25 protein-coding genes and 1 pseudogene are annotated in these 25,817 nt (G+C 69.3%); 19 read left to right on the top strand and 7 right to left on the bottom strand.

Annotation, left to right across the window (positions count from 1 at the left end; genetic code table 11):
• Positions 1–35: 35 nt before the first annotated feature.
• Complete coding sequence (locus EDF53_RS12170; protein WP_123293813.1) at positions 36–1,325, bottom strand: NAD(P)/FAD-dependent oxidoreductase; 1,290 nt, start codon at positions 1,323–1,325, stop codon at positions 36–38.
• A 107-nt stretch (positions 1,326–1,432) separates the two neighbouring features.
• Between EDF53_RS12170 and EDF53_RS12165 the strand changes: the two genes are divergently transcribed.
• The 3 genes and pseudogenes from EDF53_RS12165 to EDF53_RS12160 all read left to right on the top strand — a co-directional run bounded on the left by EDF53_RS12165 (position 1,433) and on the right by EDF53_RS12160 (position 2,952).
• A complete protein-coding gene (locus tag EDF53_RS12165) occupies positions 1,433–1,984 on the top strand; it encodes a cysteine hydrolase (RefSeq protein WP_185021021.1) in 552 nt (183 codons plus the stop codon).
• Positions 1,985–2,120: 136 nt separating this feature from the next.
• Positions 2,121–2,183 (top strand): annotated as a pseudogene (locus EDF53_RS19775) (hypothetical protein); the annotation flags it as partial.
• A gap of 94 nt (positions 2,184–2,277) precedes the next feature.
• A complete protein-coding gene (locus EDF53_RS12160; RefSeq protein WP_311316838.1) occupies positions 2,278–2,952 on the top strand; it encodes an SDR family NAD(P)-dependent oxidoreductase in 675 nt (224 codons plus the stop codon).
• Between the two features lie 32 nt (positions 2,953–2,984).
• Here the strand turns inward: EDF53_RS12160 and EDF53_RS12155 are convergent, their stop codons facing one another.
• Entirely contained in the window at positions 2,985–3,620 is a 636-nt protein-coding gene (locus tag EDF53_RS12155) for a TetR/AcrR family transcriptional regulator (RefSeq protein ID WP_123293812.1), read from the bottom strand.
• A 132-nt stretch (positions 3,621–3,752) separates the two neighbouring features.
• Here EDF53_RS12155 and EDF53_RS12150 point away from each other — a divergent pair, with 132 nt between their 5' ends.
• From EDF53_RS12150 to EDF53_RS12130, 5 genes are all read left to right on the top strand, one after another.
• Positions 3,753–4,742, top strand: a complete 990-nt coding sequence (locus EDF53_RS12150) for a chlorophyllase/cutinase-like alpha/beta fold protein (RefSeq protein WP_123293811.1) — start codon at positions 3,753–3,755, stop codon at positions 4,740–4,742.
• Positions 4,739–5,716: an SDR family NAD(P)-dependent oxidoreductase gene (locus EDF53_RS12145; protein ID WP_123293810.1), complete on the top strand. Its 978-nt coding sequence runs from the start codon at positions 4,739–4,741 to the stop codon at positions 5,714–5,716. The genes EDF53_RS12150 and EDF53_RS12145 overlap by 4 nt, the downstream gene beginning before the upstream one ends.
• Positions 5,717–5,749: 33 nt before the next feature.
• The gene (locus EDF53_RS12140) at positions 5,750–6,619 is read left to right on the top strand and encodes a PrsW family glutamic-type intramembrane protease (protein WP_123293809.1); all 870 of its coding nucleotides are present in this window, start codon (positions 5,750–5,752) and stop codon (positions 6,617–6,619) included.
• A 77-nt stretch (positions 6,620–6,696) separates the two neighbouring features.
• Positions 6,697–7,449, top strand: a complete 753-nt coding sequence (locus tag EDF53_RS12135) for a CPBP family intramembrane glutamic endopeptidase (RefSeq protein WP_221181212.1) — start codon at positions 6,697–6,699, stop codon at positions 7,447–7,449.
• Between the two features lie 134 nt (positions 7,450–7,583).
• A complete protein-coding gene (locus EDF53_RS12130) occupies positions 7,584–8,477 on the top strand; it encodes a helix-turn-helix transcriptional regulator (RefSeq protein ID WP_123293807.1) in 894 nt (297 codons plus the stop codon).
• Between the two features lie 20 nt (positions 8,478–8,497).
• Here the strand turns inward: EDF53_RS12130 and EDF53_RS12125 are convergent, their stop codons facing one another.
• Complete coding sequence (locus EDF53_RS12125) at positions 8,498–9,802, bottom strand: MFS transporter (RefSeq protein ID WP_221181211.1); 1,305 nt, start codon at positions 9,800–9,802, stop codon at positions 8,498–8,500.
• A 143-nt stretch (positions 9,803–9,945) separates the two neighbouring features.
• On the opposite strand from EDF53_RS12125, the gene EDF53_RS12120 reads away from it, so the two are divergent.
• The 4 genes from EDF53_RS12120 to EDF53_RS12105 all read left to right on the top strand — a co-directional run bounded on the left by EDF53_RS12120 (position 9,946) and on the right by EDF53_RS12105 (position 14,075).
• Positions 9,946–11,547 (top strand): alpha-L-fucosidase, encoded by a 1,602-nt coding sequence (locus EDF53_RS12120; protein ID WP_123293805.1) that lies wholly within the window; start codon positions 9,946–9,948, stop codon positions 11,545–11,547.
• A gap of 178 nt (positions 11,548–11,725) precedes the next feature.
• A complete protein-coding gene (locus tag EDF53_RS12115) occupies positions 11,726–12,352 on the top strand; it encodes an ABC transporter permease (protein WP_307860918.1) in 627 nt (208 codons plus the stop codon).
• A gap of 2 nt (positions 12,353–12,354) precedes the next feature.
• A complete protein-coding gene (locus EDF53_RS12110; RefSeq protein WP_123293803.1) occupies positions 12,355–13,137 on the top strand; it encodes an ABC transporter permease in 783 nt (260 codons plus the stop codon).
• On the top strand, positions 13,137–14,075 hold the full coding sequence (locus tag EDF53_RS12105) for an ABC transporter substrate-binding protein (RefSeq protein ID WP_123293802.1): 939 nt from the start codon (positions 13,137–13,139) through the stop codon (positions 14,073–14,075). The genes EDF53_RS12110 and EDF53_RS12105 overlap by 1 nt, the downstream gene beginning before the upstream one ends.
• Here the strand turns inward: EDF53_RS12105 and EDF53_RS18995 are convergent.
• The 3 genes from EDF53_RS18995 to EDF53_RS12095 form a co-directional block, all read right to left on the bottom strand.
• Entirely contained in the window at positions 14,068–14,466 is a 399-nt protein-coding gene (locus EDF53_RS18995) for a hypothetical protein (RefSeq protein WP_148058342.1), read from the bottom strand. The two genes, EDF53_RS12105 and EDF53_RS18995, sit on opposite strands and share 8 nt — an antisense overlap.
• A gap of 288 nt (positions 14,467–14,754) precedes the next feature.
• Entirely contained in the window at positions 14,755–16,782 is a 2,028-nt protein-coding gene (locus EDF53_RS12100) for an alpha/beta hydrolase domain-containing protein (RefSeq protein ID WP_123293801.1), read from the bottom strand.
• A 79-nt stretch (positions 16,783–16,861) separates the two neighbouring features.
• Positions 16,862–18,331: an MFS transporter gene (locus tag EDF53_RS12095; RefSeq protein WP_123293800.1), complete on the bottom strand. Its 1,470-nt coding sequence runs from the start codon at positions 18,329–18,331 to the stop codon at positions 16,862–16,864.
• A gap of 169 nt (positions 18,332–18,500) precedes the next feature.
• Here EDF53_RS12095 and EDF53_RS12090 point away from each other — a divergent pair, with 169 nt between their 5' ends.
• Positions 18,501–19,145, top strand: coding sequence for a TetR/AcrR family transcriptional regulator (locus tag EDF53_RS12090; protein WP_148058341.1), 645 nt, complete (start codon positions 18,501–18,503; stop codon positions 19,143–19,145).
• A 272-nt stretch (positions 19,146–19,417) separates the two neighbouring features.
• Here the strand turns inward: EDF53_RS12090 and EDF53_RS12085 are convergent, their stop codons facing one another.
• Positions 19,418–20,167, bottom strand: coding sequence for a GntR family transcriptional regulator (locus tag EDF53_RS12085; protein ID WP_123293798.1), 750 nt, complete (start codon positions 20,165–20,167; stop codon positions 19,418–19,420).
• Positions 20,168–20,351: 184 nt separating this feature from the next.
• On the opposite strand from EDF53_RS12085, the gene EDF53_RS12080 reads away from it, so the two are divergent.
• The 6 genes from EDF53_RS12080 to EDF53_RS12055 all read left to right on the top strand — a co-directional run bounded on the left by EDF53_RS12080 (position 20,352) and on the right by EDF53_RS12055 (position 25,660).
• Positions 20,352–21,239, top strand: a complete 888-nt coding sequence (locus EDF53_RS12080; RefSeq protein WP_123293797.1) for a carbon-nitrogen hydrolase family protein — start codon at positions 20,352–20,354, stop codon at positions 21,237–21,239.
• 2 nt (positions 21,240–21,241) lie between these two features.
• Positions 21,242–22,021 (top strand): ABC transporter ATP-binding protein, encoded by a 780-nt coding sequence (locus tag EDF53_RS12075; protein ID WP_123293796.1) that lies wholly within the window; start codon positions 21,242–21,244, stop codon positions 22,019–22,021.
• Positions 22,018–22,854, top strand: coding sequence for an ABC transporter permease (locus EDF53_RS12070; protein WP_123293795.1), 837 nt, complete (start codon positions 22,018–22,020; stop codon positions 22,852–22,854). The genes EDF53_RS12075 and EDF53_RS12070 overlap by 4 nt, the downstream gene beginning before the upstream one ends.
• 69 nt (positions 22,855–22,923) lie before the next feature.
• A complete protein-coding gene (locus EDF53_RS12065) occupies positions 22,924–23,979 on the top strand; it encodes an ABC transporter substrate-binding protein (RefSeq protein ID WP_123293794.1) in 1,056 nt (351 codons plus the stop codon).
• Positions 23,980–24,065: 86 nt separating this feature from the next.
• Positions 24,066–24,245 carry a hypothetical protein gene (locus tag EDF53_RS12060; protein WP_123293793.1) on the top strand — a complete coding sequence of 60 codons (180 nt, stop codon included), beginning with the start codon at positions 24,066–24,068 and terminating at the stop codon, positions 24,243–24,245.
• The gene (locus EDF53_RS12055) at positions 24,242–25,660 is read left to right on the top strand and encodes an amidase (protein ID WP_221181210.1); all 1,419 of its coding nucleotides are present in this window, start codon (positions 24,242–24,244) and stop codon (positions 25,658–25,660) included. The genes EDF53_RS12060 and EDF53_RS12055 overlap by 4 nt, the downstream gene beginning before the upstream one ends.
• Positions 25,661–25,817: the final 157 nt, after the last annotated feature.

The raw sequence follows: 25,817 nt of genomic DNA, 5'->3' as shown, positions 1-25,817 counted from the left end.
GGCCCCGGTCAGGCGACCGGAGCGGACGGCACCGATCAGCCGACCGGTGCCGGGCTCTCGGCGGCAGAAACCGCAGGCGCGGCAGGCGCGGCAGACAAGGCAGACAAGGCAGGCGCCGCAGACGCCGCCACCGGCACGTACCGGGGACGCAGGCGCATGCTGGTGATCCGCGCCTGCTTCGGCATCCCCCACCCGAGTGCCCCGACCGCCTCACCGGCGTGTTCGGCCACGGCGACGAACCGGCCGTCCTCGGGGTGCCCGTCGACGACGGTGACCCGGTCGGCCGAGGTCATCTGCCCGAAGACCTGCACGCGGGTGCCGTGCTGGTCCGTCCAGAAGTACGGCACCGGCGTGTACGGCACGCGGCGCCCGAGGACGTTTCCGGCGACGACCTGCGCCATCTCGGTCGCGTTCGTGCGGTTCTCGAGCCGCATCGAGCGCCCCATTCCGACGTGGTGGAAACGGGCGACGTCGCCCACGGCCCAGACGCCGGGTGCAGCGGCTCCGAACGCGTCGCAGTCGACGCCGTCCGTGACCTCCAGGCCGGACGCCTCGAGCCACCCGGTCGTCGGGCGGGACCCCACGGCGACGACGACGACGTCGGCCGCACGGCTCGGGCCGTCGACGAACTCCACCGTGTCCGCGCGACCGTTCCGGCCGCGCACCCGCGCGGCGCGGACCCCGCCGAGCAACCGGATGCCGGCCGCCTCGTGCTGTGCCGCGAGGAACTGCGAGCCGAACCCGCCGAGCTGCCCGGACATCGGCGCACGGATGCTGCCCGCGAGCGTGACGTCCACGCCGAGGGACGCAGCGGTCTGTGCCACCTCGCTGCCGAGCACGCCGTTCCCGAGGACCAGCAGCGGCCCCTGCAGCGTCTGCAGTCCCGCTCGGAGCCGGTCCGCGTCGGCCCGGGTGCGGAGGACGTGCACGCCGTCGAGCCCGACCCCCGGGATCGCACGCGGCGTGACACCGGTGGCGATGACGACGTGGTCGGCGGCACGGGTGGTGCCGCTCGTCGTGGTCACGGTTCGGGTCGCGACGTCGAGGGCGACCGCGCGGTCCCCGAGCACGAACTCGGCGTCGAGGCCCGCGAGCTGCTCGGTCGAGCGGAGCACCAGGGCGTCAGCGCCGATCTGCCCGGCCAGGTACTGCTTCGACAGCGGTGGCCGGTCGTACGGGTCCTCGGTCTCGCCGTCGAGCAGTGTCAGCCGGCCGACGTGCCCGTGGCGGCGGAGCGCCTCGGCCGTCGCGACACCGGCAGCCGAGGCGCCGACGACGAGGACGGATGCGTGGGGATCGGTCCGAGGGACTCCGGTACTGGCCATGCTCCGAGCCTCGCCGGGCCCAGCAGTGCCGGACTACTCCGGGCGGACCGACCGGGATACCGCAGACGCAGTACGCACCACGCCCGGCGATCGAGCACCCTGGACCGGTGACCCGCACCCGCACCGAACACACCGCCCTGATCGTCGTCGACCTGCAGGCCGGGACCGCGCCGTACCAGCGCACCCACCCCGTCGAGGCCGTCGTGGCCAACGTCGAGACCCTCGCCCGCGCCACCCGTGCCGCCGGCGGCACGGTGGTGTTCATCCGCCACGACCCCGCCACGACCCCGGCAGGCGCCACCCAGTACGGCGGCGGCCCCCGCCCGGCTCCGGTCGCCTACGGCTCCCTGCTGCTCGAACGGGCCGACGCCGACGGCAACCTGACCCGCGGCGGGTGGAGCGCCTTCGCCGGCACCGGCCTCGACGAGCGGCTGCGCGCCGACGGCGTCACCGAGGTGGTCGTGGTCGGCCAGGCGACGACCTTCGGCGTCGAGTCCACGGCTCGGGCCGCGTACGACCTGGGCTACGACGTCGTCCTCGTCGAGGACGCCACCAACGACCCGGACCCGGACGCCCACGCCGCCCGGTTCCGGTCGGTGTTCCCCGCCCTCGGCGTCGTCGTGCAGACAGTCGACCTGGCGGGGCCGGGCGCGGCCTGAGCGGCGACCGGGCGGCGGACGGGAGGCCCGTGGCGGGCCCGCCACGTGCCTCCCGTCCGTCACGTGGTCCGTTCAGGGCCGACCCTGTAGGACGGACGGAGCCGAGCGCACGCTCGCCCCGACCCGAGGAGCACCCATGGCCGCGAAGACCATCGTCATCACCGGCGCCAGCGACGGCATCGGCGTCGCCGCTGCGCGGGAGCTCGTCCGCCGCGGGAACGAGGTCGTCGTGGTCGGTCGCAACCCCTGCGAAGACCGAGCGGGTCGCCCGCGACCTCGGCGTCGACCACTTCGTGGCCGACTTCTCGGACCTGTCCGCCGTCCGGGGGCTCGCCGACGACCTGCTCGAACGCTGCCCGCGGATCGACGTGCTGGCCAACAACGCCGGCGGCATCTTCAGCGCGGGCCGCCAGGTCACCGTCGACGGTCACGAGCTGACGTTCCAGGTCAACTACCTGGCACCGTTCCTGCTCACGGAGCTGCTGATGAACCGGCTCGTCGCGTCCGGCGGAACGGTCATCAACACCTCGAGCGTCGCGAACAAGCTCTTCGGCCGCGTCGACATCGACGACCTCGACGCCGAGCGGCACTTCCGGGCCACCAAGGCCTACGGCGACTCGAAGCTCGAGCAGATCCTGTTCACCAAGGAACTCGACCGCCGGTACCGCGACCGCGGTGTGACGTCGACGGCGTTCCACCCAGGCACGATCAGCACCGGGTTCTCGAACGACAAGACCTCGCCGATGTACCTCGTGTACCACACACCCCTGCGCCACGTGTTCCTGACGACCCCGGAGAAGGGTGCCGACACACTCGTGTACCTGGCCGACAACACCCCCGGTCGCGACTACCCGACCGGCGAGTACTACGTGAAGCGCAAGGTCGCGGCGCCGAACGCGCAGGCCGAGGACGCCGACCTGGCCCGAGAGCTGTGGGACCGGAGCGTGGCGATGCTGCACGCGGACTGACCGGGCGCGCTCCGCGATGGGTCGTCGGCGCGCTACGCGTCGGTCTCCGGCGCAGGGGTGACCGGCGGCTGCGCCTGCCGCAGGCCGGTGACCAGCAGCGTCACGATCGTCCGCACGTCGTAGTCCGGGTCCTGGGGGCTCCACGCGACCAGGTCGCCGACGGCGCGGAGCAGCTGGTACGGCGACACCGACGCGACCACCTCGCCCGATGCGCGAGCGGCGTCGAGCATGCGGCCGAGCACGGGGACGAGCTCGTCGACGAACAGCGTGTGCAGCGCGGTGAAGCCGTCGGCGTCGCCCTCCCACACCCGCGCCAGGCCGTGCTTCGTGCCGAGGAAGTCGACGAACTGGTGCACCCAGCGCAGGATCGCGTCGAACGACGTCGGTGCCGAGTCGAGCAGCACGGGGCCGGCCTCGGCCAGCGCCTCGATCTGGTGCCGGTAGACGGCGACGACCAGGTCCGAGCGGGTCGGGAAGTGCCGGTAGAGCGTGCCCACTCCCACGCCGGCGGCGGCGGCGACCTCGCGCACCGGCGCACCGACGCCGGACGCAGCGAAGACACCGGCCGCGGCGTCGAGGATCGTCCGCTCGTTCCGTTCGACGTCGCGGCGACGCCGGGGCGGGGCGGTGTCGTTCGAGGGCGCAGTGTCGTTCGACGGCGTGCTCATCCCCCGATCATCGCACGGCCTGCACCCGGAACGGAACGCCGATCCGTTTCGCTTGCAATCCGGAGCGCTGTTCCGTATCGTTCCGGAACGTCGCTCCGTTTCGAGCGACGACCGCTTCCGGAAGGACTCCCGATGTCAGCAACAGCACCGCTCCCCCAGGTGATCAGCGTGCGCCCCGTCACCCTGCCCGCGCCATCACGCGGCCACGACCTCGAGGTCCGGATCACCGCCCCGATCACGGGCACCGAGCTTCCCGTGATCGTCTTCGCCCACGGCTTCGGGCAGTCGATGACCGGCGGCGATCCCCTCGTCGACCACTGGACCGCCAACGGGTTCGTCGTCGTCCAGCCCACGTTCCTCGACTCGACGAAGTACGGCCTGACGCTCGACGACCCGCGCTACCCGACGATCTGGCAGACCCGGGTCGACGACCTCGAGCGGGTCATCGACGACCTCGACGTCCTCGTCGCCGCCGTCCCCGGTCTCGCGGGACGTGTCGACCAGGCGAACCTCGCGGTCGCCGGGCACTCGTGGGGCGGCCAGTCCGTCGGCATGCTCCTCGGCGCCCGGGTGATCGGGTCGGACGGACAGCCGGGCGAGGACCGCACCGACCAGCGCGTGCGGGCCGGGGTCCTGCTCTCCACCACCGGGTTCGGTGGACCCGACCTGACGCCGTTCGCGCAGGAGCACTTCCCCTTCATGAGCCCGGACTTCAGCCAGCTGCGCACACCGTCGCTCGTCGTCGCCGGGGACCACGACCAGTCCCGGCTCTCCACGCGCGGGCCGGACTGGTTCACCGACGTCTACCACCACAGCCCCGGCGCCCGGCACCTGGTGACCGTGCACGGCGGGGAGCACCTGCTCGGCGGCATCCAGGACTACGCGTCCACCGCCACGACCGACGAGAGCCCGGAGCGCGTGGACCTGGTCCGCCGCACCACGACGGCGTTCCTCCGGACGGCGCTCGGGCTCGACGCCGACGCGTGGTCCGCGACGGCCGACGCCATCGCCGCTGCCGGAGCCGGCGACGCCGTCGGCCACACCGACGCCGTCGGCCACATCGACGCAGTCGGCCACATCGACGCCGTCGGCCACATCGACTCGAAGGAGGACCACTCGTGATCACCGACCAGCACCCGCTCCCCACCCCCTTCACCGCATCGTCCACCGCCACCGACGTCCTCGACGGCGTCGACCTGACCGGCCGGGACGTCGTCGTCACGGGCGGTCACGGCCGCCTCGGACGCGAGACCAGCCGCGCCCTCGCGGCCGCCGGCGCCACGGTCACCGTCGCGTCCCGCGACACCGACCGCGCGAGCGCCGCCGTCGCCGGCATCCCCGGGGTCCGGGTCGAGCAGCTCGACCTGACCGACCCGGCGTCGATCGACGCCTTCGCCGCACACTGGACGGCCTCCGGGCGCCCGCTCCACGCCCTGGTCAACAACGCCGCGATGCTCTTCACGCCGGACCGGCGGCTCGACGCCCGCGGCAACGAGCTGTCGTTCTCGACGTCCCACCTCGGGCACTTCCGGCTCACGCGGGCGCTCCTCCCTTCCCTGCTGGAGGCCCGTGGTGCGCGGGTCCTGAACGTCACGTCCGGCGCCGCCCGCTTCGGGCAGATCCGGTGGGACGACCCGGCGTTCGCCAGCGGCTACGACGCCGCTGCGGCCTACGGGCAGGCCAAGCGGGCGAACGTGCTGTTCGCAGTCGAGCTGGACCGCCGGTACGCCGACCGGGGCATCCGATCCTTCGCCGCGCACCCCGGGGTGGTCATCGGCCCGGGCCCGCACGACGACTCCCGGATCGCCTCGTACCGCGAGCAGGGGCTGGTCGACGACGACGGTTCGACGGTGGTCGACCCCGAACACGGCAAGAAGACGATCGAGCAGGGGGCGGCGACCCTCGTGTTCGGTGCCGCGAGCCCGCTGCTCGACGGCGTCGGCGGGGTCTACCTGAAGGACAGCGACGTCGCGGTGATCGACGACGAGGTCCGGCCGCTCACCGCGGACAGCATCCCGTCGGACGCGAACTCGGCGATGCTCGACGCCGACGACGCCCGGCGGCTGTGGGAGGTCAGTGTGCAGCTGACCGCCTGAGGGGGCGCCGTGCCCGCTGGTAGCTTCGGTCCCATGACGCGACCCCAAGGGACCGCACCACTCACCGTCGGCCTCGCGGGCGCTGCCGCCGGTGCTCTCCTCGGGTACTGGGGTGGCAGCCTGATGCTCTCCGGCGGCCGCGAGGCCACGGTCGGGGACGGCCTGCCGCCGTACTCGCTCGTGGTGGTGGTCATCGCCGCGATCATCGGCATCGGGGTCCCGCTCGTGGCCATCGGCTGGTACTTCCGGCAGAAGGTCTCCCTGGCCGGTCAGCCCCACCGTGTGCAGGCGCTGTGGCTCGGCCTCGTCTGGGGGACCATCGCGATGCTGCTCGCCGGGAGCCTGAACGGCATCGCCAGCCTGCTGCCCGGCGGCCTGATCTGGCCCGGTCTCGTCGAGGAGTTCCTGAAGCTCCTGGTGCCCGTCATCCTGCTGCTGTCCTCGCGCACCTACCGTTCGCCGCGCCTGGCGGTGTGGCTCGTGTTCGTCGCCGCCGCCTGGTTGGGGTTCCTCGAGGGCATCAGCTACATCATCACCTCGCTCGACCCGATCCTCGACGGCGCGAAGGCTCCGTCCGATGCGCCGTTCATCATGATGATGGACATCATCGTCCGCATCATCGCCGAGGTCTCGCACCCGCTGATCACCGTCGGGGCCGCGGTCCTCATCTGGCTCGCCGCGAAGACGCTGCCGACGAGCAGGGCGATCGGCGTCGGCGTGCTCGCGTACCTCGGCGCCGCTGCGATCCACGGCCTCAACGACGCCGTGATCGACGGGCCGGTCCGCGACTGGAACGTGCCGGTCAGCATCGTCCTCGAAGCCCTGTACGTCGTTGCGGTCTTCGTGTTCTGGTTCCGGCCGCAGGTACGACGTCTGCAGGCCGACGGACCAGCGCACCGATGACCGACTCCGCCGGTACCTTCTCTTCTGGTGCAGACGACATGCACCACAGGGCGATGCAACGCACGAGGGGACACACCATGGCCACAGGGGCTCGACGCTACGGCAGGACGATCGAACGGCAGGACGGTCGGGACTTCCCGTTCTACGACGGAGACCCGATCCGGATCCCCGCCTGGCAGTGGGTGACCATCATCGTCGCGTGCGTGGCTGCCATCACGGTGCTGAGCTTCTACCCGGCGGCGGACAACATCCAGTCGCTCGTGCCACGGTTCCTCTTCACCGCGATCATGCTCGCCGTCCTCATCGCCTTCACGAGACGACACTGGGCGAGGATCTTCCAGCGGACCACCGCCCGCGACTACGGCGCCATGGTGCTCTTCGCGATCGGGAACATCATCGTCACGTTCACGGTCGGGATCATCGTCAAGGCGATCTTCGGCACCAACGCCAACACCGCGACCGACGGCATCCACGGCGCGGGTGAGATCGTCGCGTTCTACGTCGGGACCGCGATCCAGCTGCTGGGCGAAGAGCTCTTCACGATCCTGCCGTTCCTGGCGGTCATGGCGCTGTGCCACCGCATCGGACTCACCCGCACCCAGGGCATCCTCATCGCCTGGCTCGCGACCGCGATCTGGTTCGGTGCAGCGCACCTGCCGACCTACGGGTGGAACTTCGCGCAGGCGTTCCTGATCATCGGCATCGCACGGCTGGTCCTCACGCTCGCCTACATCCGCACGAAGAACATCGCGGTCAGCACCGGCGCACACATCATCAACGACTGGGTGCTCTTCACCGCCGCGATCATCGGGGCGACAGCGAGCGCCTGAACGGCGTCACGCGCGGGGCGCGTTGGACGCACCACAGAGCGGACGGGAGGCGCGGTGCCAGCTGACACCGTGCCTCCCGTCCGGTGTCCTGGCAGTGCACCCCGCGCCCCGGCGCGGCCTCGTAGGGTCGCCTCATGAGCACGAACCGCGACGACGTCAAGGACTTCCTCGTCAGCCGCCGTGCCCGGGTACGCCCGGACCAGGTGGGCCTGCCCGGTGGGCCCAACCGGCGCGTGGCCGGCCTCCGCCGCAGCGAGGTCGCGATGCTCGCCGACGTCAGTGTGGAGTACTACTCGCGGCTCGAGCGCGGCAGCCTCGCCGGCGTCTCCGACGGCGTCCTGCACGCCATCGCCGGTGCGCTGCTCCTCGACGACGCGGAGCGCGACCACCTGTTCGACCTCGCACGGGCGGCGAACGCCTCCCCGGTCCGCGGACAGCGCCGTGCAGCGACGCCGAAGACCCTGCGCGTCGGGCTGCAGTACACGCTCGACGCGTTCACCGGCGGGCCGGCGTTCATCCGCAACGACCGACTCGACCTGCTCGGTGCGAACGCGCTCGGCCGGGCGCTCTACGCGGACCTGTTCCGGAAGGCGGAGCGGCCGAACCTCGCTCGCGCCGCCTTCCTGGACCGGGACTGGGCCGACGCGTTCCACCCGGACTGGGACGTCGCCGCCGACCAGAGCGTCGCGATCCTCCGCACTGCGGCCGGCCACGACCCCCACGACGAGGACCTGCAGGCGCTGATCGGTGAGCTCTCGACGCGCAGCCCGGAGTTCCGGGCGAAGTGGGGTGCGCACGACGTCCGTCGGCACGCCACCGGTGAGAAGCACTTCGTCCACCCCGTCGTCGGCGTCCTCGACCTGCACTTCGAGGGGTCACGACTCATGAGCGACCCGGGCCTGAGCCTCCTGCTCTACAGCGCGGAACCCGGTTCACCGACGGCCGACGCGCTCCGCCTGCTCGGGTCCGTGGCCGCGACGGAGCAGCGGGATTCCGCCGAGCACCGTGGGGCCGACGTCCGGAGCTGACGCTGCGTCGTCGCCCGCGGTCACTCGGTCCTGATGCGGGTCGCTGCCAGAGCAGCGACGAGGAGTACCACGGCGGCGACCACGAAGCTGGTCTGCGTCCCGACCACGAACTGCGACCGGTCGGCCAGGAACGCCCCGAAGACCGCGATCGCCACCGCCCCACCGACCTGCCGGAAGGTGTTGAACACCGCACTCGCTGTCCCCGACCGTTCAGCGGGGACGCTGGCGAGGACGACCGACGTCGCGGGCGGCATCGCGACCGATCCGCCCGCACCGGTCAGGATCGTGCACACCGCGACCGCGACGACCGAGTCGAGGGGCGCGAGCACGATCATCACGACGAGACCGAGCACCATCGTGCTGAGTCCGGCGACGACGGGGACCCGTGCGCCGAACCGGTTCACGAGGGTGCCGCTCACCACGTTGCCGACGATGCTGAACGCTGCGGACGGCAGGAACACCAGCCCCGCGGCCAGGGGGGACAGTCCGAGGTGCTGTTGCAGGTAGAGACTCAGGACGAAGACGCTGCCGAAGTTGCCGACCATGAACGCGAACCCGACGCCGAGCGCGATCCGCATCCCACCGGAACGGAACAGGTCGAGCGGCATCATCGGGTTCCGGCCGTGGGCCTGCACCAGCAGGAAACCGGCGACCGCGACGGCCGCGAGCACCAGCGCGACGACCACGTACCACCGGTCGAAACCCGTCGCACCGCCTTCGATGAGGCCGAAGACGAGCCCCGCGAGCGCGAGCAGCGCGAGGACCTGCCCGGCCGGGTCGAACCGAGCCGGTCGCCGAGGCGATGGCGCCACCCGGGCGAGCATCACGAGCATCGCCGCGCACACCGGCAGGTTGATGGCGAACACGAGGCGCCAGTCGAGCGTCGTCAGCGCGCCGCCGAGGATCGGCCCGACCGCCCCGGCGACCGCACCGCCGACCGCCCAGATGCCGAGCGCGTGCGCCCGTTCACGCGCATCCGGGAAGGCTTCGCGGATGAGTGCCATCGAGGCCGGCAGCATCACCGCTGCGGCTGCCCCTTGGAACGCCCGCGCTGCGATCAACGCGCCGAGCGTCGGTGCGAGGGAACACGCCACGGACGCCACGAGGAACCCGGCGATGCCCCAGCCGATCGCCCGTTTCGCCCCGATGCGCTCGGACAGGTTGCCCGCGAACAGCAGCAGCGAGGCGAACAGCAACGTGTAGGCGTCGATCACCCACTGCAGCCCCGACGTGCTGCCGCCGAGCTCCCGCCCGATCGTCGTCAGCGCCACGTTCACGATGAGGATGTCGAGCGTGATGAGGAAGAAGCCGAGCGAGGCGAGCACGAGCGTCAGCCGCGCGGCGCGGGCCCTGCTCGGTCGGGACGTCGGCTGCGGTCGGAGCGGTCACGGTTCGATGCTCTCCTGGCTGCGCTCGTCGGGGGATGCCCTGACCGGGAACCCCTCGCGACAGATCGAACAGACATAGGATGTCTCACGCTCCCGACATCGCCGTCGTGAGCTGCCGCAACCGATCGGAGCACGTCGTGCACGAACCGCTCACCCCGCTGGACCCGACCACCCTGCCCGAGCCCGTGGACGTTTCGGACAACACCGCGGCCCTGGCCGCGGTCGATGCCGTCGTGCGCTCGGGTCCGTACGACGCGACCTGGACATCGCTGCAGCAGTACCGCGCACCGCTCTGGTACCAGGACGCCAAGTTCGGGATCTTCGTCCACTGGGGCGTCTTCTCGGTCCCCGCGTTCCGGAACGAGTGGTACTCCCGCGACATGTACCGCGCCGGCACGCCGGAGTTCGCCCACCACGTCGAGACCTACGGCCCGCACGACGCGTTCGGGTACAAGGACTTCATCCCCTCGTTCACGATGGAGCACTTCGACGCCGCCGACTGGGTGCGGGTGTTCCGCGAGGCCGGCGCGCAGTTCGTCGTCCCGGTCGCCGAGCACCACGACGGCTTCGCGATGTACGACACCGACCGCTCCCGCTGGAGTGCCGCGCAGCTCGGGCCCGGGCGTGACGTGTTCGGCGAGCTCCTCGTCGCCGCGGACGAGGCATGGATGGTCCGTGGCGCGTCGTCCCACCGTGCCGAGCACTGGTTCTTCATGAACGGCGGGACGAAGACCCCGTCGGACGTGCTCGATCCGCGGTTCAGCGATTTCTACGGGCCGGCGCAGCGCGAGGAGACCGCCCCGAACGAGCGCTTCCTGGAGGACTGGCTGCTCCGCACCGTCGAGCTCATCGACAAGTACCGCCCGCAGGTGCTCTGGTTCGACTGGTGGATCGAGCAGCCCGCGTTCCAGCCGTACGTCCGGACCCTCGCGGCCTACTACTACAACCGCGCCGCCGAGTGGGGCCGCGAGGTCGTCATCAACTACAAGTGGGAGACCTTCGCCCCGGGCAGCGCCGTGTACGACATCGAGCGCGGAGCGATGGCTGGCACACCCGAGACCGTCTGGCAGAACGACACCGCGATCGCCAAGACCGCGTGGAGCTGGATCGAGGGCCACGACTACAAGACCGTGCGCGACCTGGTCGCCGAACTCGTCGACGTGGTCGCGAAGAACGGTGTGCTGCTGCTCAACACCGGGCCGAAGGCCGACGGCACCCTGCCCGAGGCCGAGGTCCGCATCCTGCGCGGCATCGGCTCGTGGCTCGCGGTGAACGGTGAGGCGATCTACGGCACCCGGCCGTGGACGATCTCGGGCGAGGGGCCGACCACTCGTCCCGCCGGCTCGTTCGTGGACGCCGACACGGTCGAGTACACCGCCGAGGACGTCCGGTTCACCACGCGCCACGACGTCACCGGCGACGCCGTCTACGCGACCCTGCTGGCCGATCCCGACGAGGGGTCGGCCCGCATCCGGGCGTTCGGGTCGGCCTCGGGCCTGCTCGGCCGCACCATCCGGTCCGTCGCCGTGCTCGGCCACTCCGGCGAGGTCGACTGGGAGCAGCGCCCCGAAGCGCTCGTGGTCGCGCTCGACGGCATCACCAGCGTCGACTCCGGTCCGGTGGTCCGAGTGCGACTCGCGCCGGTGGTCGAGCAGGAGCGGCAGGACTTCCTGCACCAGTGACCGGGGAAGCCGGCCCGGGGACGCCGGCGCGACGATCCGTCGCGGTCAGAACGGTGCGGCGCGACTACTCTGAGGCGGACGGTCGTCCGACGAGGATTGGGATGCTGACCTGAACTGGATCATCGCGAACTTCGGTCTCGTCTGGGGCCTCACCGTCACCCACGCGGGTCTCGCGGCCGTGCCCATCGTCCTCGGGTTCGTCGTGGCGGTGCCGTTGGGGTGGGTGGCGAACCGGTGGCAGGCAGTCCGATCGGTCATCGTCGGCGGCGGCAGTCTGCTCTACACGATCCCGTCCCTGCCGCTCTTCGTGATCCTGCCCTACCTGCTCGGCACCCGCATCACGGATCCGGTGAACATCGTGGTGGGGCTGTCCGTGTACGCGGTCGCCATCATGGTGCGGTTGGCAGCTGACGCGTTCGCCGCCGTTCCGGCGGACGTCGTCGACTCGGCCACCTCGGTGGGGTACTCCGCCTGGGGACGTTTCTGGACGGTCGAGCTCCCGTTGGCGGGTCCCGTCCTCCTCGCGGGGATGCGGGTGGTCTCGGCGAGCACCGTCGCCCTGGTCTCGGTCGGCGCCCTGGTCGGTTCCGCGAACATCGGGTTCCTGTTCACGGACGGGCGACAGCGTCAGTTCCTCGAGGAGATCCTGGTCGGCGTGGCAGCGAGTCTCTTCGTCGCACTGGTCTTCGACACCGTCCTGGTGGCGCTCGGGCGCGTCCTGATGCCGTGGTCGCGACGGATCCAGGTGCGGTCGCGTCGGTCGCGCCGTCGGGCCGCGCTGGCGACGATCGAACGGGGGGCCTGACCGTGCAGTTCTTCCTCCATGCCGTCGCCTGGCTCCTCGACCCGGCGAACTACCGCCCCGGGCTCCAGACCCCGCTCCCGATCCAGGACCGGATCGGCGAACACCTGCTGTACACGTTCATCTCGGTCGCCATCGCCGCGCTGATCGCGCTGCCACTGGGCCTGTACATCGGTCACACCGGGCGCGGGCGCAGCTTCGTCATCGCCTTCAGCGGGTCCATGCGCGCGCTGCCGACGCTGGGCCTGCTCGGCACCCTCTTCGTCATCATCGGGATGACCGTGCCGTTCACGCAGACCGCCTTCATCGCGTCCATCATCGCGTTCGTCGTCCTGGCGATCCCCTCGATCCTCGCCGGGGCGTACTCCGGTGTGGAGTCCGTGGATCCGCAGACCGTGGACGCCGCGCGCTCGGTGGGCATGACCGAGTTGCAGATCCTGCTCAAGGTCGAGGTCCCCCTGTCACTGCCGCTGATCATCGGTGGGATCCGTGCCTCGGTCCTCCAGGTCATCGCGACCGTCGTGATCGCGTCGTACATCTCGCTGGGCGGACTCGGCGCGATCATCTCGACGGGCATCAGCCTGAACGACAACGACCTCATCCTCGGTGGCGCGTTGCTCGTGACGGTCCTCGCCCTCGTGATCGACGGCTTGTTCGCCCTCGCCCAACACCTCACCCGCCGCGGCCCCGAGGGGCAGACCCGCCGCCGCCGCCGCACACACTTCCGCGCGCTGCCACTCCGGCGCCGCGCGGTGACGGCACTCTCCGTCGACGAAAGGGACCACTGATGTTCACAGCAGGCACCAGGACACGTATCCTCGCGGGTGTGGTCGCGATCGGGGCGATCGTGGCGCTCTCCGGTTGTTCCACCTCGGACCCCACGAAGCCGGCATCGGGCGGGGGCGACGGATCCGGCAGCACGCCGATTGTCGTCGGCTCGTTCAACTTCCCGGAGAGCGAGATCCTGGGCAACATGTACGCCCTCGTCCTGAAGGACGCCGGGTTCGACGTGACGACCAAGTTCAACCTCGGCCCGCGGCAGACCACGATCCCCGCGCTCAAGGACGGTTCGATCAACCTCATGCCGGAGTACAACGGCAACCTGCTGTTCTTCTACGACACCAAGGCCACCGCGAAGACGACAGCGGAGGTCGACGCCGCGCTGAAGACCGAGATCCCGAAGGACTTCCAGGTGCTCGAGCCGTCTCCGGCCGAGGACAAGGACGCCTACGTCGTGACCCAGGCCGAGGCCGAGAAGAACGGCCTCACGTCGATCGGTGACCTCTCCAAGATCGAGCCGTTCTCGCTCGGTGCCAATCCGCAGTTCGGCACCCTTCCGTACGGCATCCCCGGGCTGAAGTCGACGTACGGCGTGGAGAAGGTCACGTTCAAGTCGATCGAGGACTACGGCGGGCCCGACACGGTCAAGGCACTCGTCGACGACACCGTGCAGGTGGCCGACATCTACACGACGTCACCCGACCTCGTGACGAAGAAGCTGCTCGTGCTGAAGGACCCCGAGAACCTGATCGCGTCGCAGAACATCCTGCCGTTCCTGAACAAGGACATCTACAGCGCGAAGCTCGCGTCGACGTTGAACAAGCTGTCCGAGAAGCTGACGACCGATGACCTCATCGAGCTGCGCAACCGTGTCGAGGGCAGCGAGAAGGCCCAGGCCCAGGCCGCCGCGAAGGACTGGCTGACCAAGGAGGGGCTGCTCAAGTAGCCCGGGAACGACGTCGGGTGCCGCGAGGCGGGTAGAAGCGCGTCAAGTCGGTCGGCGCGACCCCGACGCGCGCCGTGAAGGCTGTCTCGCAGCCAACGCAGCGGAGCGGGAATCGCAGGACCATTCGGTGTCTGCCTTCCGACGGCTTGGTGTGAAGCGCTCGGATGCCATGGATGTGGGGAATGCAGACGTACAGCGCGATCTTCCCCACTGGCGGTTCGCTGTTCACTCGGTAGGCGGTTGCATTCACTCGGTCGAGTTCCGGCGCAAGCAGCCTTGCCTTCGCAGCCGAGATGTGGCCATCCGTGCGCGTGGCGTCCCACACCGCAACGGCGTGAGGCGAAGGCACCTTTCGCACGGTATCGGGCAGCGGGCAGATGTCGAAGGTCATGCGCGTCAGCGAAGTCGGTCGCCGGCCCCCTTGGAGGCGAATGCGCGACGGCCGTGCAATGACCATCAGGTCCCCGATGAGGCGTCGCGCGTTCCACCGGCTTGCTGCTAGCTCCGTTGACCAGGCTGTGCGGCTGGCGCTCGGCCGGCAGCGGGGTCGGGTCGTGATCGTCGGGGCTCATGTGTCTCCACAGGGCTACGCGCGACAGGACCTCCTGCGCGAGCACATTGGTGGATGTGCACTCGGGCCGCCTCGGCGAGGCTGGGTCGTGTCGATCGGAGAAGCGGATCAGGTCGCGTCGATGGCGCGGACGACGATGCGGGCTCGAGCGATGTTGTCGACTCGCGCAAACCGGTCGTCTGCGTTGCCTCCGACCTGAGCGGTCGCGCGAACGGCGATCAGGTAGGTCCCGGGGAACTCGAAACTGCACGCCTCGGAGATCTCGACGGACCCTGCAGGGGTGACCTGCTGGGTCGTGTCGAAGTGTCCGGTGCCGTGAAGATCGGTGACGACGTCGGTGATGATGCCGGCGCGGGTGGTTGCGTGGGCGGTGATCCGCACAGTCACGATCTCTCCGACGCTGACCTCGGCGCGGTCGCTGCCGTCGACGGTGAGGGCGACGATGGGCTGCACGCCACCCCGAGCGGCGTCGTTGGCATCGACGAGCACCTGCCCCTCGTGTACGGCGTACGTCGTGGAGGGGGCCGGGGCGGTGCCCTGCTCCACCCAAGCGCTGAGCTGGCGCAACGCTGCCTGGAGAGCGCCGACGTAGCTGACGGTACGCGTCTCGTGTTCCTGGATGCCGCTCTCGTCGCCGTGCAGCGCGTTGTCGGTGTACCAAAGCCGGAACCGGTCATCGACGTTGTCGCCGATGAACTCGCCGACGCGGGAGCGGTACCAGTCCGCTTGCCAGGGGAAGGCCTCGCGGTCCAGGAGGGAGGCGACGACGATCATGTGGCCGCTGATGCGACCGGTGGGAACGGTTCCGGACGCGGCCGCGGCGAAGAGCGGCCCAAGGAGGACGGGGCGCTGGGGTGGTGCGGGGCTGCCGGCGGCGGTGCGGAACTGGTCCCAGACGATGTAGTCGCTCGAGGGGACCTGGTGGCGGTGGTAGGTCTGCGCGGCGAGGAAGTTGGAGTTGTCGACGAGTACCTCATCGCCCGGGGTCAGCTCGAACGAGCCCTCGCCGGGCTCGAACAGGACGGTGGTTCCGTCCACGCCCGTCAGGCGGAGGAGTTTGCCTGCCGACGGACCGGTGAGGATCGCCAGCTCGGCGCCGAGAGTGAACCCCTCCGGTCGATCGGCAATTCGCGCGCCGATGACCGTTCGCGGCAGCGCTGTCGCCTTGTACGACTCGTCGACTCCGCCGGTGATCGCGGCGGTCTCGGAGTCGGCGGTGAGGAGCTCGACCAGGGTCGTCTTCAGCTGGACGCGGTCGCGGTGTACGGACGAATCCAGGTCGCTTCCGAGGTATCCCTCAGCGCTCCAGAAGTCCTCGGCGTAAGCGGGGTCAGCGTGCATGATGCCGGGGTACAGCACGCTGAACGCGTGCATACCCATGGTTTGCCAGCCGAACCACGACCGAACCGGGAAGCCCATTCGGGTGACTTCGTCGAGAGCAGCCTGCTCCTCCGTGCTGAGCTTGAGGGTGGTCGGATCGCCGCCAGCGTCGAAGGCGTCGACGATTCGCGGGAACGCGTGGCGGAGGAGGCGCTGCGCGTGCATACGCACCGCGAAGACGTTCGGGATGGCCATGGGGCTGCCGATGACGTACGGCACGTAGCCGTCCCAGACGCCGTCGGTGTTCTCGGATGCGCCGATGGTGCGATATCCGCCGCCGCTGCCTCCGTAGAGGTAGCCGTAGACACGCTGCGGTCCGTAGATCCACTCCGCTATCTGACGAGACAGTCGGGCGACCGCCGCATTGGCACGGTAGGCGCCGATGGTCGGGTCGATCCCGGACATGGGGTTCGCGGCTCCGGGGCCGCCGCCGTTGGTCTCGATGTAGTAACCGCCGCTGGCGAGAGTGAACGGAACCGGATTCTCGTCAGTGAGCTGCTGCTGCGCGAGGTTCTCGCTCTGAGGCACCGGGGTCACGTGCTGGAAGAACCGGCCTTCGAACTGGTCCTGCGTGGGCAGGTACAGCGAAAAGCGGGTGTCGCTGTCGGCGAATCCGCCGTGGATGTAGCGGTGGTGAGCGGGGGTCTCTCGCCATTCGTCGACGTCGACATAGGGCTGAGCGAAGGCCTCATCCACTGGGTCGGGCGTGAGCGCGAGGTCCTCGAGGGACTCGTCGGTGGAGGAGGAGAGCGTCATCAGTGTTCCTTCGAAGGTGGTGAGCTGGGGGCGGGAGTGACGAGGTGTGCGGGGCCGGCCGCTCCGCACACGTCCTGGTTCACTTGTCGGCCGAGTGTTCATCGGTCGAGGTGCGCACGGTCCCGGGAACAGATTCGGGCTTGACCGTGTCGACCTTCGGGTCGTCAGCGGTGATGACGGCCAGGCTCTGAGTGATGGTTGGGAGCATTTGCTCGAACTTGCGGTACGGCCGCATCACGAGCACCACGCCGATCCAGAGGACGGCGGGGAACGCGCCGGCAAGGAGGACAATGCCGGTGACGGCCGAGGGAGACTGAGTCTCGGCGGTCCCGTCGTAGCCGACGACGCCGAGCACCCAACCGGTCGCGGCGCCACCGGCCCCAGCACCCAACCGCACGAAGAACGTCGTGATGGCGCCCATCGTGCTCTCGAGTCGACGGCGCCCGCTCCACTGGTTGTAGCTCGCGTTGTCGATGACGAGGAGCTGCGTGAGGAAGGTGATGGGGAGGATGCCCAGACCGCTGAGAGCGCTGGAGATGAGGATCAGGATCAGGTTGCCGTTCGCGACGATCATGAGTGCGCCGGCGAGGACGCCGGCGATCGCACCGGTTGTGATGATGGTGCTGACCTTGAACTTCTTCATCAGGCGGGGGAAGAACAGCATCGAGGGCAGGATGAGGACAGGGATCAGCCCGGTGAAGCTCATCAGCGAGATATCGCCGACGACGTACTTGAAGTAGTAGACCGCGATCCCGGTGCCGCCGGCGAGAGAGCTGACGAAGCTGATTCCGGCGATGATCCAGATGTAGTGGTTCGTGGTGAGAACCTCGCGGATGTCGCGGAAGGTGACCTTCGGGGCGTCCTCGGCTTCGGTCTGGTACCTCTCCTTGAAGAAGAGGAAGCGGCCGAGACCGATCAGCGCGAGGGGGATCGCGAGGTAGAGCGCGAGCATCGACCAGGCCGGTGCGCTCGTGCCCGCCTGGGCGAGGAAGACGGGGAGGGCGACGTTGAAGACGACGACTCCGACGGTGGTGAAGAAGCCGGTGCGGGTCGACACCTTCGCGACGAGGACGCGCGAGTTGAAGGCGCGCGCGAGGTAGAGGTAGTCGTTCGCGCCGAGGAGCGATGTGAAGACGACGTTCGCCATCACCAGCCACACGAAGAGCCAGACCGTTTTGCCGACGTCGTTGAAGTCGGGGGTCGAGAACAGCGCGTACGTCGCGACCCAGACGCCGACGATCGCCAGCTCGTAGGGGCGGGCCTTCCCCCACCGAGTCTCGGGGGTGCGGTCCACGAGCCAGCCGGAAATGACCACGACCACGGCCTCGAGCAGCTTGCTGACCAGAGCGAGGGTACCGAGAACGGCGGGGTTGAGTCCGAGGACGTCGGTGCCGTAGAAGACCCACATCCCCAAGAAGAGGTAGTTGACGGCGCCGGAGAGCCCGGTGGTCGTCCACGCGAGTCCCGCGCCGGTGGAAAGGCGGTCGGGATCGCTGCGGCGGCTGACCTTCCGAGCAGCGCGAGCGGTAGGGCGTGACGTCGTTGTCATCGGGTTCCTTCGGTGGAAGTGGGTGTCTGGGTAGACGGCCGGAGCCGGCAGCACCGGGATCCGAAACCAGAGTGAACCACACCATTCGACTCCAGGGCAACACTTTTTGATCGACGGCGAGTGTCAAACATTCGTGAACACTCTGGATTCGCTGACCTATGCTGATCGGATGACGACGACGACGCCCGGGAAACGCGGCCCCTACGCCTCCACCACAAAGCGGCGGCAGACGATCGTGCAGGCCGTGGTGGAACTCGTCGACGAGCTTGGACACGAGAACGTCACGACGGCGCTCGTGTCGCAACGATCCGGGACCAGCGAGACGACAGTGCTCTACCACTTTCCCTCGAAGGACCACCTTCTGGTTGCCGCCCTGGGGGCGATCGAGGACGACGAGGCGGACCGCGCCCATGTCACGCTCGAAGACACGCTCTTGGACGCTCGCGCGTTTCGTAGGCTTGCGGACCCCGATCCCCACGATCCCCGGTTTCGCCTACTGAACTCGATGAAGGGATCTGCGTCGTTGGCGGGCCATCCGGCAGCGGAGTACTTCGCGCAACGCAACGCGCGGATCGTCGACCTCTTCGCTCGACTGCTCGAGCACAGCCAGAAAGCCGGCCTGGCACACCCCAACGCCGACCCGTGGCTAACGGCGCGACAGGTCATCTCCGTCTGGGATGGACTGTCGCAACTCTGGGTGTCCGACCCTTCGTTCGATCTCGGAGCCGCTGTCGAGGACGCTGTTTCCAAGCTGATCGGTCAGAACCTCATGGCGATCCAGAAGCTTCTCGGCACCTCCTTCAACTCGAGCTAGGGCGTGTCTCCGAAACCTCGTGTGGATTCTTGACCCGCCCCGCCTCAGCCGTGACGGAGTTGCGCCGCGCGGTCTCCGACTGGACCCCGGTTGACGTGAACCTTCGAACGGGCTCGGAATGGCCTTGAGGGCCAGTCCAGAGGAACCCACGATCCCACCAACGGTAGTCGCGGGCGAGTGGCTTCGTCGCTGAGGGAAAGCGCCGGTAGAGGGAGCCGCTGCGACCCCCTCGCACGGGCAAGCCTGCGTGTTCGTCCGCAAGGCACCTCCGCTCATGACCCTGAACCGGGGTTCCGTCGCAACGTGTTGCTGATCACGATGAGGTCGCCCCGGTAGTACCCGACCGCGAACTCGATCGGTCGGCCGGTGGCGTCCGTGAGGAGCCGATGCTGCACCAGGAGCGGCGCGGACGGCTCGGTGGCGAGCATCTCGGCGACCGCCGGGTCGGCCGGCACGGCCCCGGTGCGCACCGCGGCTTCACCGAGTTCGATGCCCGCCGCCTCGAGGAACCCCCACGTACCCGCATCCACGCCGGGTGTCTCCGCCCCGGGCTCCCGCAAGCCGAGGTCACTCCTGAAGTAGCTGGTCCACAAGACAAGGGGATCACGCGACGCCGTGATGCGTTCCCACCGGATGACCGGAGTCCCGCCTGGAACGACCAAGTTGTCCGCGACCACTTGCGGCGCGGGGACGAGCTCCCAGGAGAGCTTCCGGTAGTGGATCGCATTGCCCTCGACGGTGCTGTGTCCTGGCTCGCCGATCGCGCGTAGCTGGTTGAGGTGGTGGACGATCACGTGCGCCGTAGGTTCCGTTCCCTGGCCGCGGACTCGTCGGATGAGTCGCTCCGACACAAGGAGATCGAGCGCCTCGCGGACCACGTTCCGGCCGACCTGGTGTCGCCGGATCAGTTCGTCCTCGGACGGCAGCGCGGCAATCCCGCCGTCTCCGCGGAGCAGTTCGTCGCGGAGCATGTCGCGCAGCAGCCGTGCGCGGTGATGGCGACGTTCGAGGTACTTCGGCATGGGACCTCAGGGTCGCACAGGCCGGGCGCCGGAGCACGAGGGGGCGGGAGTTTCGTGGCGTTGCGTCTTGGGTGGAACGCGGAAGCCCCGGTCAGGAGGCATTCGTGGACGAGTGAGTGGTGGCTTAGCAGGGGCGTAACGAGAGCGTGACGGGGTGGAAACCCCTGTGGATCACGCTCCTCTCATGCCCCTCACCACCATCGCCACCGTGTCGATGCCGGTCGTGTACGACCCTGACACGAACCTCACCGTGATGCTCGGCCGCATCCGGGATGCTGCCGAACTCGGTGCCGACCTGGTGGTGTTCCCGGAACAGGCCTTGCAGGGCTACCTCACGGACACGCTCAGTCTGGACTTCGAGAACGTCCGCTACCAGCAGCAGAACGCCGAGACAGTGCCGAACGGCCCGCGGGTGAGTGCGGTGATCGAGGCCGCGGTCGAGCAGAGCCTGCACGTCGTGTTCGGGCTGACCGAGCGCGACGACCGGTACGCGGATGTCCTCTACAACACCGTCGTCCTTGCCGGTCCGGACGGCTACATCGGCCGGTACCGCAAGGTGCACCAGCCCGGGGACGAGAAACACGTCTACCACCCGGGCGTCGGGTTCCCCGTGTTCGAGACGGGCATCGGCCGGATCGGGATGCTCATCTGCTACGACAAGTGCTTCCCCGAGACGACTCGGGCGCTCGCGCTGCAGGGCGCGGAGATCCTCGTCATGCCGACCGCGTGGGCGTACGACGACGCCGACGAAGCGGCTGAGGACGACATCCGTGTCGACCAGTACACGCTCTTCGGCCGCGTCCGGGCGCTGGAGAACCAGGCGTGGATGGTCGAGTCGAACGTCGTCGCGCAGCAGGGGAACCTCAACTACCACGGGCACTCACGGATCATCGACCCGAACGGCGTCATCCGCGCCGACACCGGGCCGACCGAGGGCATCGCGTGCGTCACCGTCGACGTCGAGGACACCATCCTCCGAGCCCGCGGCATCGACTACATCGGCTACCACTTCCTCAAGGACTACGTCCCCGTGCCCGCAACAGTCGGGCGCTACGGGGCAGGAACGGAATGACCATGTCCCATGCGATCGAGGTCCAGGGCATCGGGAAGCGCTACGGCGACGGCCCGCTCGTCCTGGACGGCATCGACTTCCACGCGAAGGCCGGCGAGTTCGTCTCCTTCGTCGGACCCTCCGGCTGTGGCAAGTCCACCCTCTTCAACATCATCACCGGGCTGCTCGCCCCCACCGAGGGTCGCGTCCTGGTCAACGGGAACGACACCACGGGCAACCCGAACCGGTCGATCGGCTACGTCCTGCAGAAGGACCTGTTGATGCCGTGGCGGACGATCATGCAGAACGTGGTCCTCGGCCTCGAGGTGCACGGGGTCCCACGGCGCGAGGCGCGCGAGCGGGCGTCGGCCCTGTTCGACACGTACCACCTGTCCGGCCGCGAGGACAGCTACCCGGGCCAGCTCTCGGGTGGCATGCGGCAGCGTGCAGCGCTCATGCGGACGATGGTCACCGACCCAGACATCATCCTGATGGACGAGGCGTACAAGGCCCTCGACTACCCGCTGAAGATCCAGCTCGAGAGCGAGCTGATGGACACCGTGAAGGCGGCGGGCAAGACGGTCGTGTTCGTCACGCACGACATCGAGGAAGCCGTCACCCTGAGTGACCGCGTCTACGTCCTCAAGGCCCATCCCGGACAGGTCGTGCAGGAGATCGAGATCGACCTCGGCACCGACAGCCACGCCATCAACGAGCGCCGCCTCGCGCCGGCGTTCAACGACTACTACGAGGCGATCTGGCGCTCCATCGGCACCGGCGCCCGGACGGAGCGCGCAGCATGACCGCCATCCAGATCGAAGAAGCAGCCACCGGGGCAGTCCGGACCGCACCCGAACGCCGCACCCGACCGCGGTCGTCGAGGCGACGCAGCGTCCTCGTGTCGATCCAGATCGCGATCGTCGTCGCCTTCCTGGCGGCCTGGCAACTCGGGGCGTCCGCGGGGTGGATCAGCACGTTCCTGTTCTCGAGCCCCGGGCAGATCGTCACGGTGCTCGCGCAGAACGTCGGGACCGGCGAGCTGTGGACCGACCTCGGCGTGACCGCGCAGGAGGTGCTCATCGGATTCGTGATCGGAGCCCTCGGCGGGTCGCTCCTCGGCCTCCTGCTCTGGTACTCGCGGTTCGTCGCCGACCTCTCCGCGCCCTTCATCACCGCGATCGGGTCGATCCCTGTCCTCGCCGTCGCGCCGATGATGATCATCTGGTTCGGCACCGGTCTGGTGTCGAAGGTCGTCATCGTCGCGTTCTCGTGCGTCATCGTCTCGCTGACGAACGCCTACCGCGGTGCGCAGAAGGTCGACACCGATCTCCTCGACCTGATGCGCTCGTTCGGCAGCTCCAAGACCCAGGCGTTCACCAAGGCCATCGTCCCCGGGGCGATGGCCTGGGTCATCGCCGGCCTCAAGCTCAACGTCGGGTTCGCGATCATCGGCGCCGTCGTGGGGGAGTTCATCTCGTCCTCTGCGGGTGTCGGTCACATGATCGTCACCGGATCGTCGAGCTTCGCCATGAACCAGGTGCTCGCCGGCGTCGTCGTCGTGATGGCGATGGTCCTGGTCTTCGGCCTCCTGATCGATCTGCTGGAGCGCGTCCTGCTCCGGTGGGATCGCCGCTGACCCACAGCGGAAACCCCTCCCACCTCACCCTCCTTCCCTGCGCTCCTCCCACCGAAAGGGCTGTGCCCCATGCGATCTCCCCTTCCTCGACGCGCCCGCGTCCTCACCCTCGTCGCGGCGACCGCCGCCACACTGGTCGCACTCACCGGGTGCGCGTCCGGCTCCAGCGCGGCCGACTCGGCCGACGGCGAGACCCAGGACGTCACCATCAACCAGGCAGTTCAGACCCTCCTCTACCTGCCGCTCTACGTCGCCCAGGAGAAGGGCTACTTCGAGGACGAGGGCGTGAACGTCAAGATCGACACCGGCGGATCCGGCAACGCCTCATTCGCCGCGGTGCTCGGCGGCTCAGCCGGGTTCTCCATCCAGGACCCGGTGTTCTCCGCCAAGTCCCACGAACAGGGCGGTGAGGGTGTCATCGTCGCCGGCGTACAGAACGCCCCCGCCGAGTTCCTCGTCGGCAAGGACGACGCGAGCGCGCAGGACGACCCCACGATCCTGAACGGCAAGAAGGTCGTCGTCTCCCCGTCACCGGACTCCACCTGGGCACTCATGACGAAGATGATCGACACGTACGACCTCAAGGACGTCGACCTCATCAACGTCTCCCTCGGCAACGAACTCGCCGCCGTCGCATCCGGCCAGGCCGACTACGCGGTCGTCCCGGAGCCCTCGGTCAGCCAGGCCGTCGACCAGCAGGACATGCACGTCGTGTACTCATGGCCGGCCGCCGGCGACGAGTGGAACCCCTTCGCGTTCTCGTCACTCACCTCCACCCAGAAGTACGTGAAGGCGAACCCCGAGGCGACGCAAGGCGTCGTCAACGCATTCCAGCGGGCCTACAACTACATCTACTCAGACGAGGCCGGCACCATCGAGGTCGCCGAGAAGTACTTCCCGAAACTCGACAAGTCCACGGTCGCCTCCGCCGTCAAGCGGGAGATCGAGGCGGACGGCTACCCGCACGGTGCGACCGTCACCGAGGAAGCCTGGGACCACAACCTCCAGCTCGCTGCCGACATCGACAACGTCAAGAAGCACCCGGCCGACGCCACCTCGTACGACACGAACGTCGACACCACCTTCTCGGGCAAGGCCGAGAAGTCCTACCCCGCGAAGAACTGATCGACCCCACCACCCAAGGCGGGGCCGCCACCCGGCGGCCCCGCCTTCCCCGCCTTCCCCGCCTTCCCCGCACCAGAGGAGCTCCCATGGACGCGACCGCCCGCCAGACTCTGACCGAGGAGTGGACCGCTCGCGGACGCTCCATCGCCGCCTTCGTCACCGCGAACATCCCACCCGAGGTCGTCCCCGTCTCGGTCTTCGACCACGCGCAGGCGGGGCCGGCCGCTGCGGACACCACCGACGCCCGCGACGGAGCCCGCCCGTGACCGACCTCCACCGACCGATCGCGGAACTCGCCGGCATGCTCCGCTCCGGAACGACCACCGCCGTCGCACTCGTCGAGCAGAGCATCGCCCGCATCGACGAGCAGGCGGACCTCGCCGCCTTCGTCCACGTCGACCGTGACGGCGCCCGGGCCGCCGCAGCACGAGCTGACGCCGAACTCGCCGCCGCCGTCGACCGCGGTCCACTGCACGGCCTGCCCGTCGCGGTGAAGGACAACATCGACGTCACCGGACAGCACACCCGCGCCGGCAGCCTGCTCCTCGGCGACGAGCCCGCCACGCACGACGCCACCGTCGTCACCAGCCTGCGCGACGCCGGTGCGGTGCTCGTCGGCCGCACGAACATGCACGAGCTCGCGTGGGGCGGCACCACGGACAACCCCCACACCGGACGCGCGCGGAACCCGTGGAACCGAGATCGGGTCCCCGCCGGGTCCTCCGGCGGGTCCGGCATCGCGGTCGCGGCCGGCATGGTCGTCGCGGCACTCGGGACGGACACGGGAGGCTCGGTGCGGCTCCCCGCGTCGGTCAACGGCGTCAGCGGGTTGCGTCCCACCATCGGTCGAGTCAGCAACGCCGGTGTCGTCCCACTCGCGTGGACCATGGACACCGTCGGGCCGCTGGCCCGGACTGCGGCGGACACCGCCGTCGTGCACGACGCGATCGCGGGGTGGGACCAGCGCGACCGGACCACGCGACGCGAGCCGGTCCACCCGACCGCGCCGAGCCTCCAGGCCGTCGACCCCGCCACCCACCTGCGCGGCCTCCGGGTCGGTGTGATCGCCGACTACGCGCTCGTCGGCAACCAACCCGATGTCACCGCCGGCGTGCGCGCCGCGCTCGACGCGCTCGTCGCCGCTGGCGCGGTGGTCACCGAGATCCACGTGCCCGGTGTGGACGAGCTCGTGGATGCGCAACTCGTGGTCGACGCTGTGGAGCCGAGCGCGATGCACCTCGACCTCCTGCGCACCAGGCCGGACGACTACGGCGACGACGTCCGGACGCATCTGGAGATCGGGCTCCGCTACTCAGGCGTCGAGTACGTGCAGGCGCAGCGTTTCCGAGCGTGGTTCCGCGACGGGCTGCTCGAGGCGATGCGCGACGTTGACGTCCTCGTGACACCGACCCTGCCGTTCACGGCGCTGCCGCACGGCGCGGAGAGCGTCGAACTCGACGGGGGGCCGGCGTCGCTCACGGCCGGGAACATGCGGTACACAGCGATCGGCAGCATGGCGGGCCTCCCCGGACTCAGCGTTCCGATCGGGCTCGACCGGGACGGACTCCCGATCGGGATGCTCCTCACCTCCCGAGCGTTCGACGAGACGCGAGCACTCGCAGCCGGGAACGGGTATCAGGCAATCACGTCGCATCACCTGCTGCGACCGCAGCTTCCTTGACCGCCCGCATGCCAGCCTGTGCTCGCGAGCAACTGCGCACCGCACGTCAGAGGTCGAGTCGCAGCCTCCGCACGCTCAGGCGGGAGCCCATCGACCGCGACGAAACAGTGTCGTGGCTGACCACTCGTCACCGTGCCGACGACCGCCGAACTCGGCC

The organism is Curtobacterium sp. PhB78, assembly GCF_003751685.1.
GTDB lineage: Bacteria > Actinomycetota > Actinomycetes > Actinomycetales > Microbacteriaceae > Curtobacterium.
The sequence above is the reverse complement of the archived record's forward strand: the minus strand, read 5'-3'. Positions and strand labels throughout refer to the sequence as shown.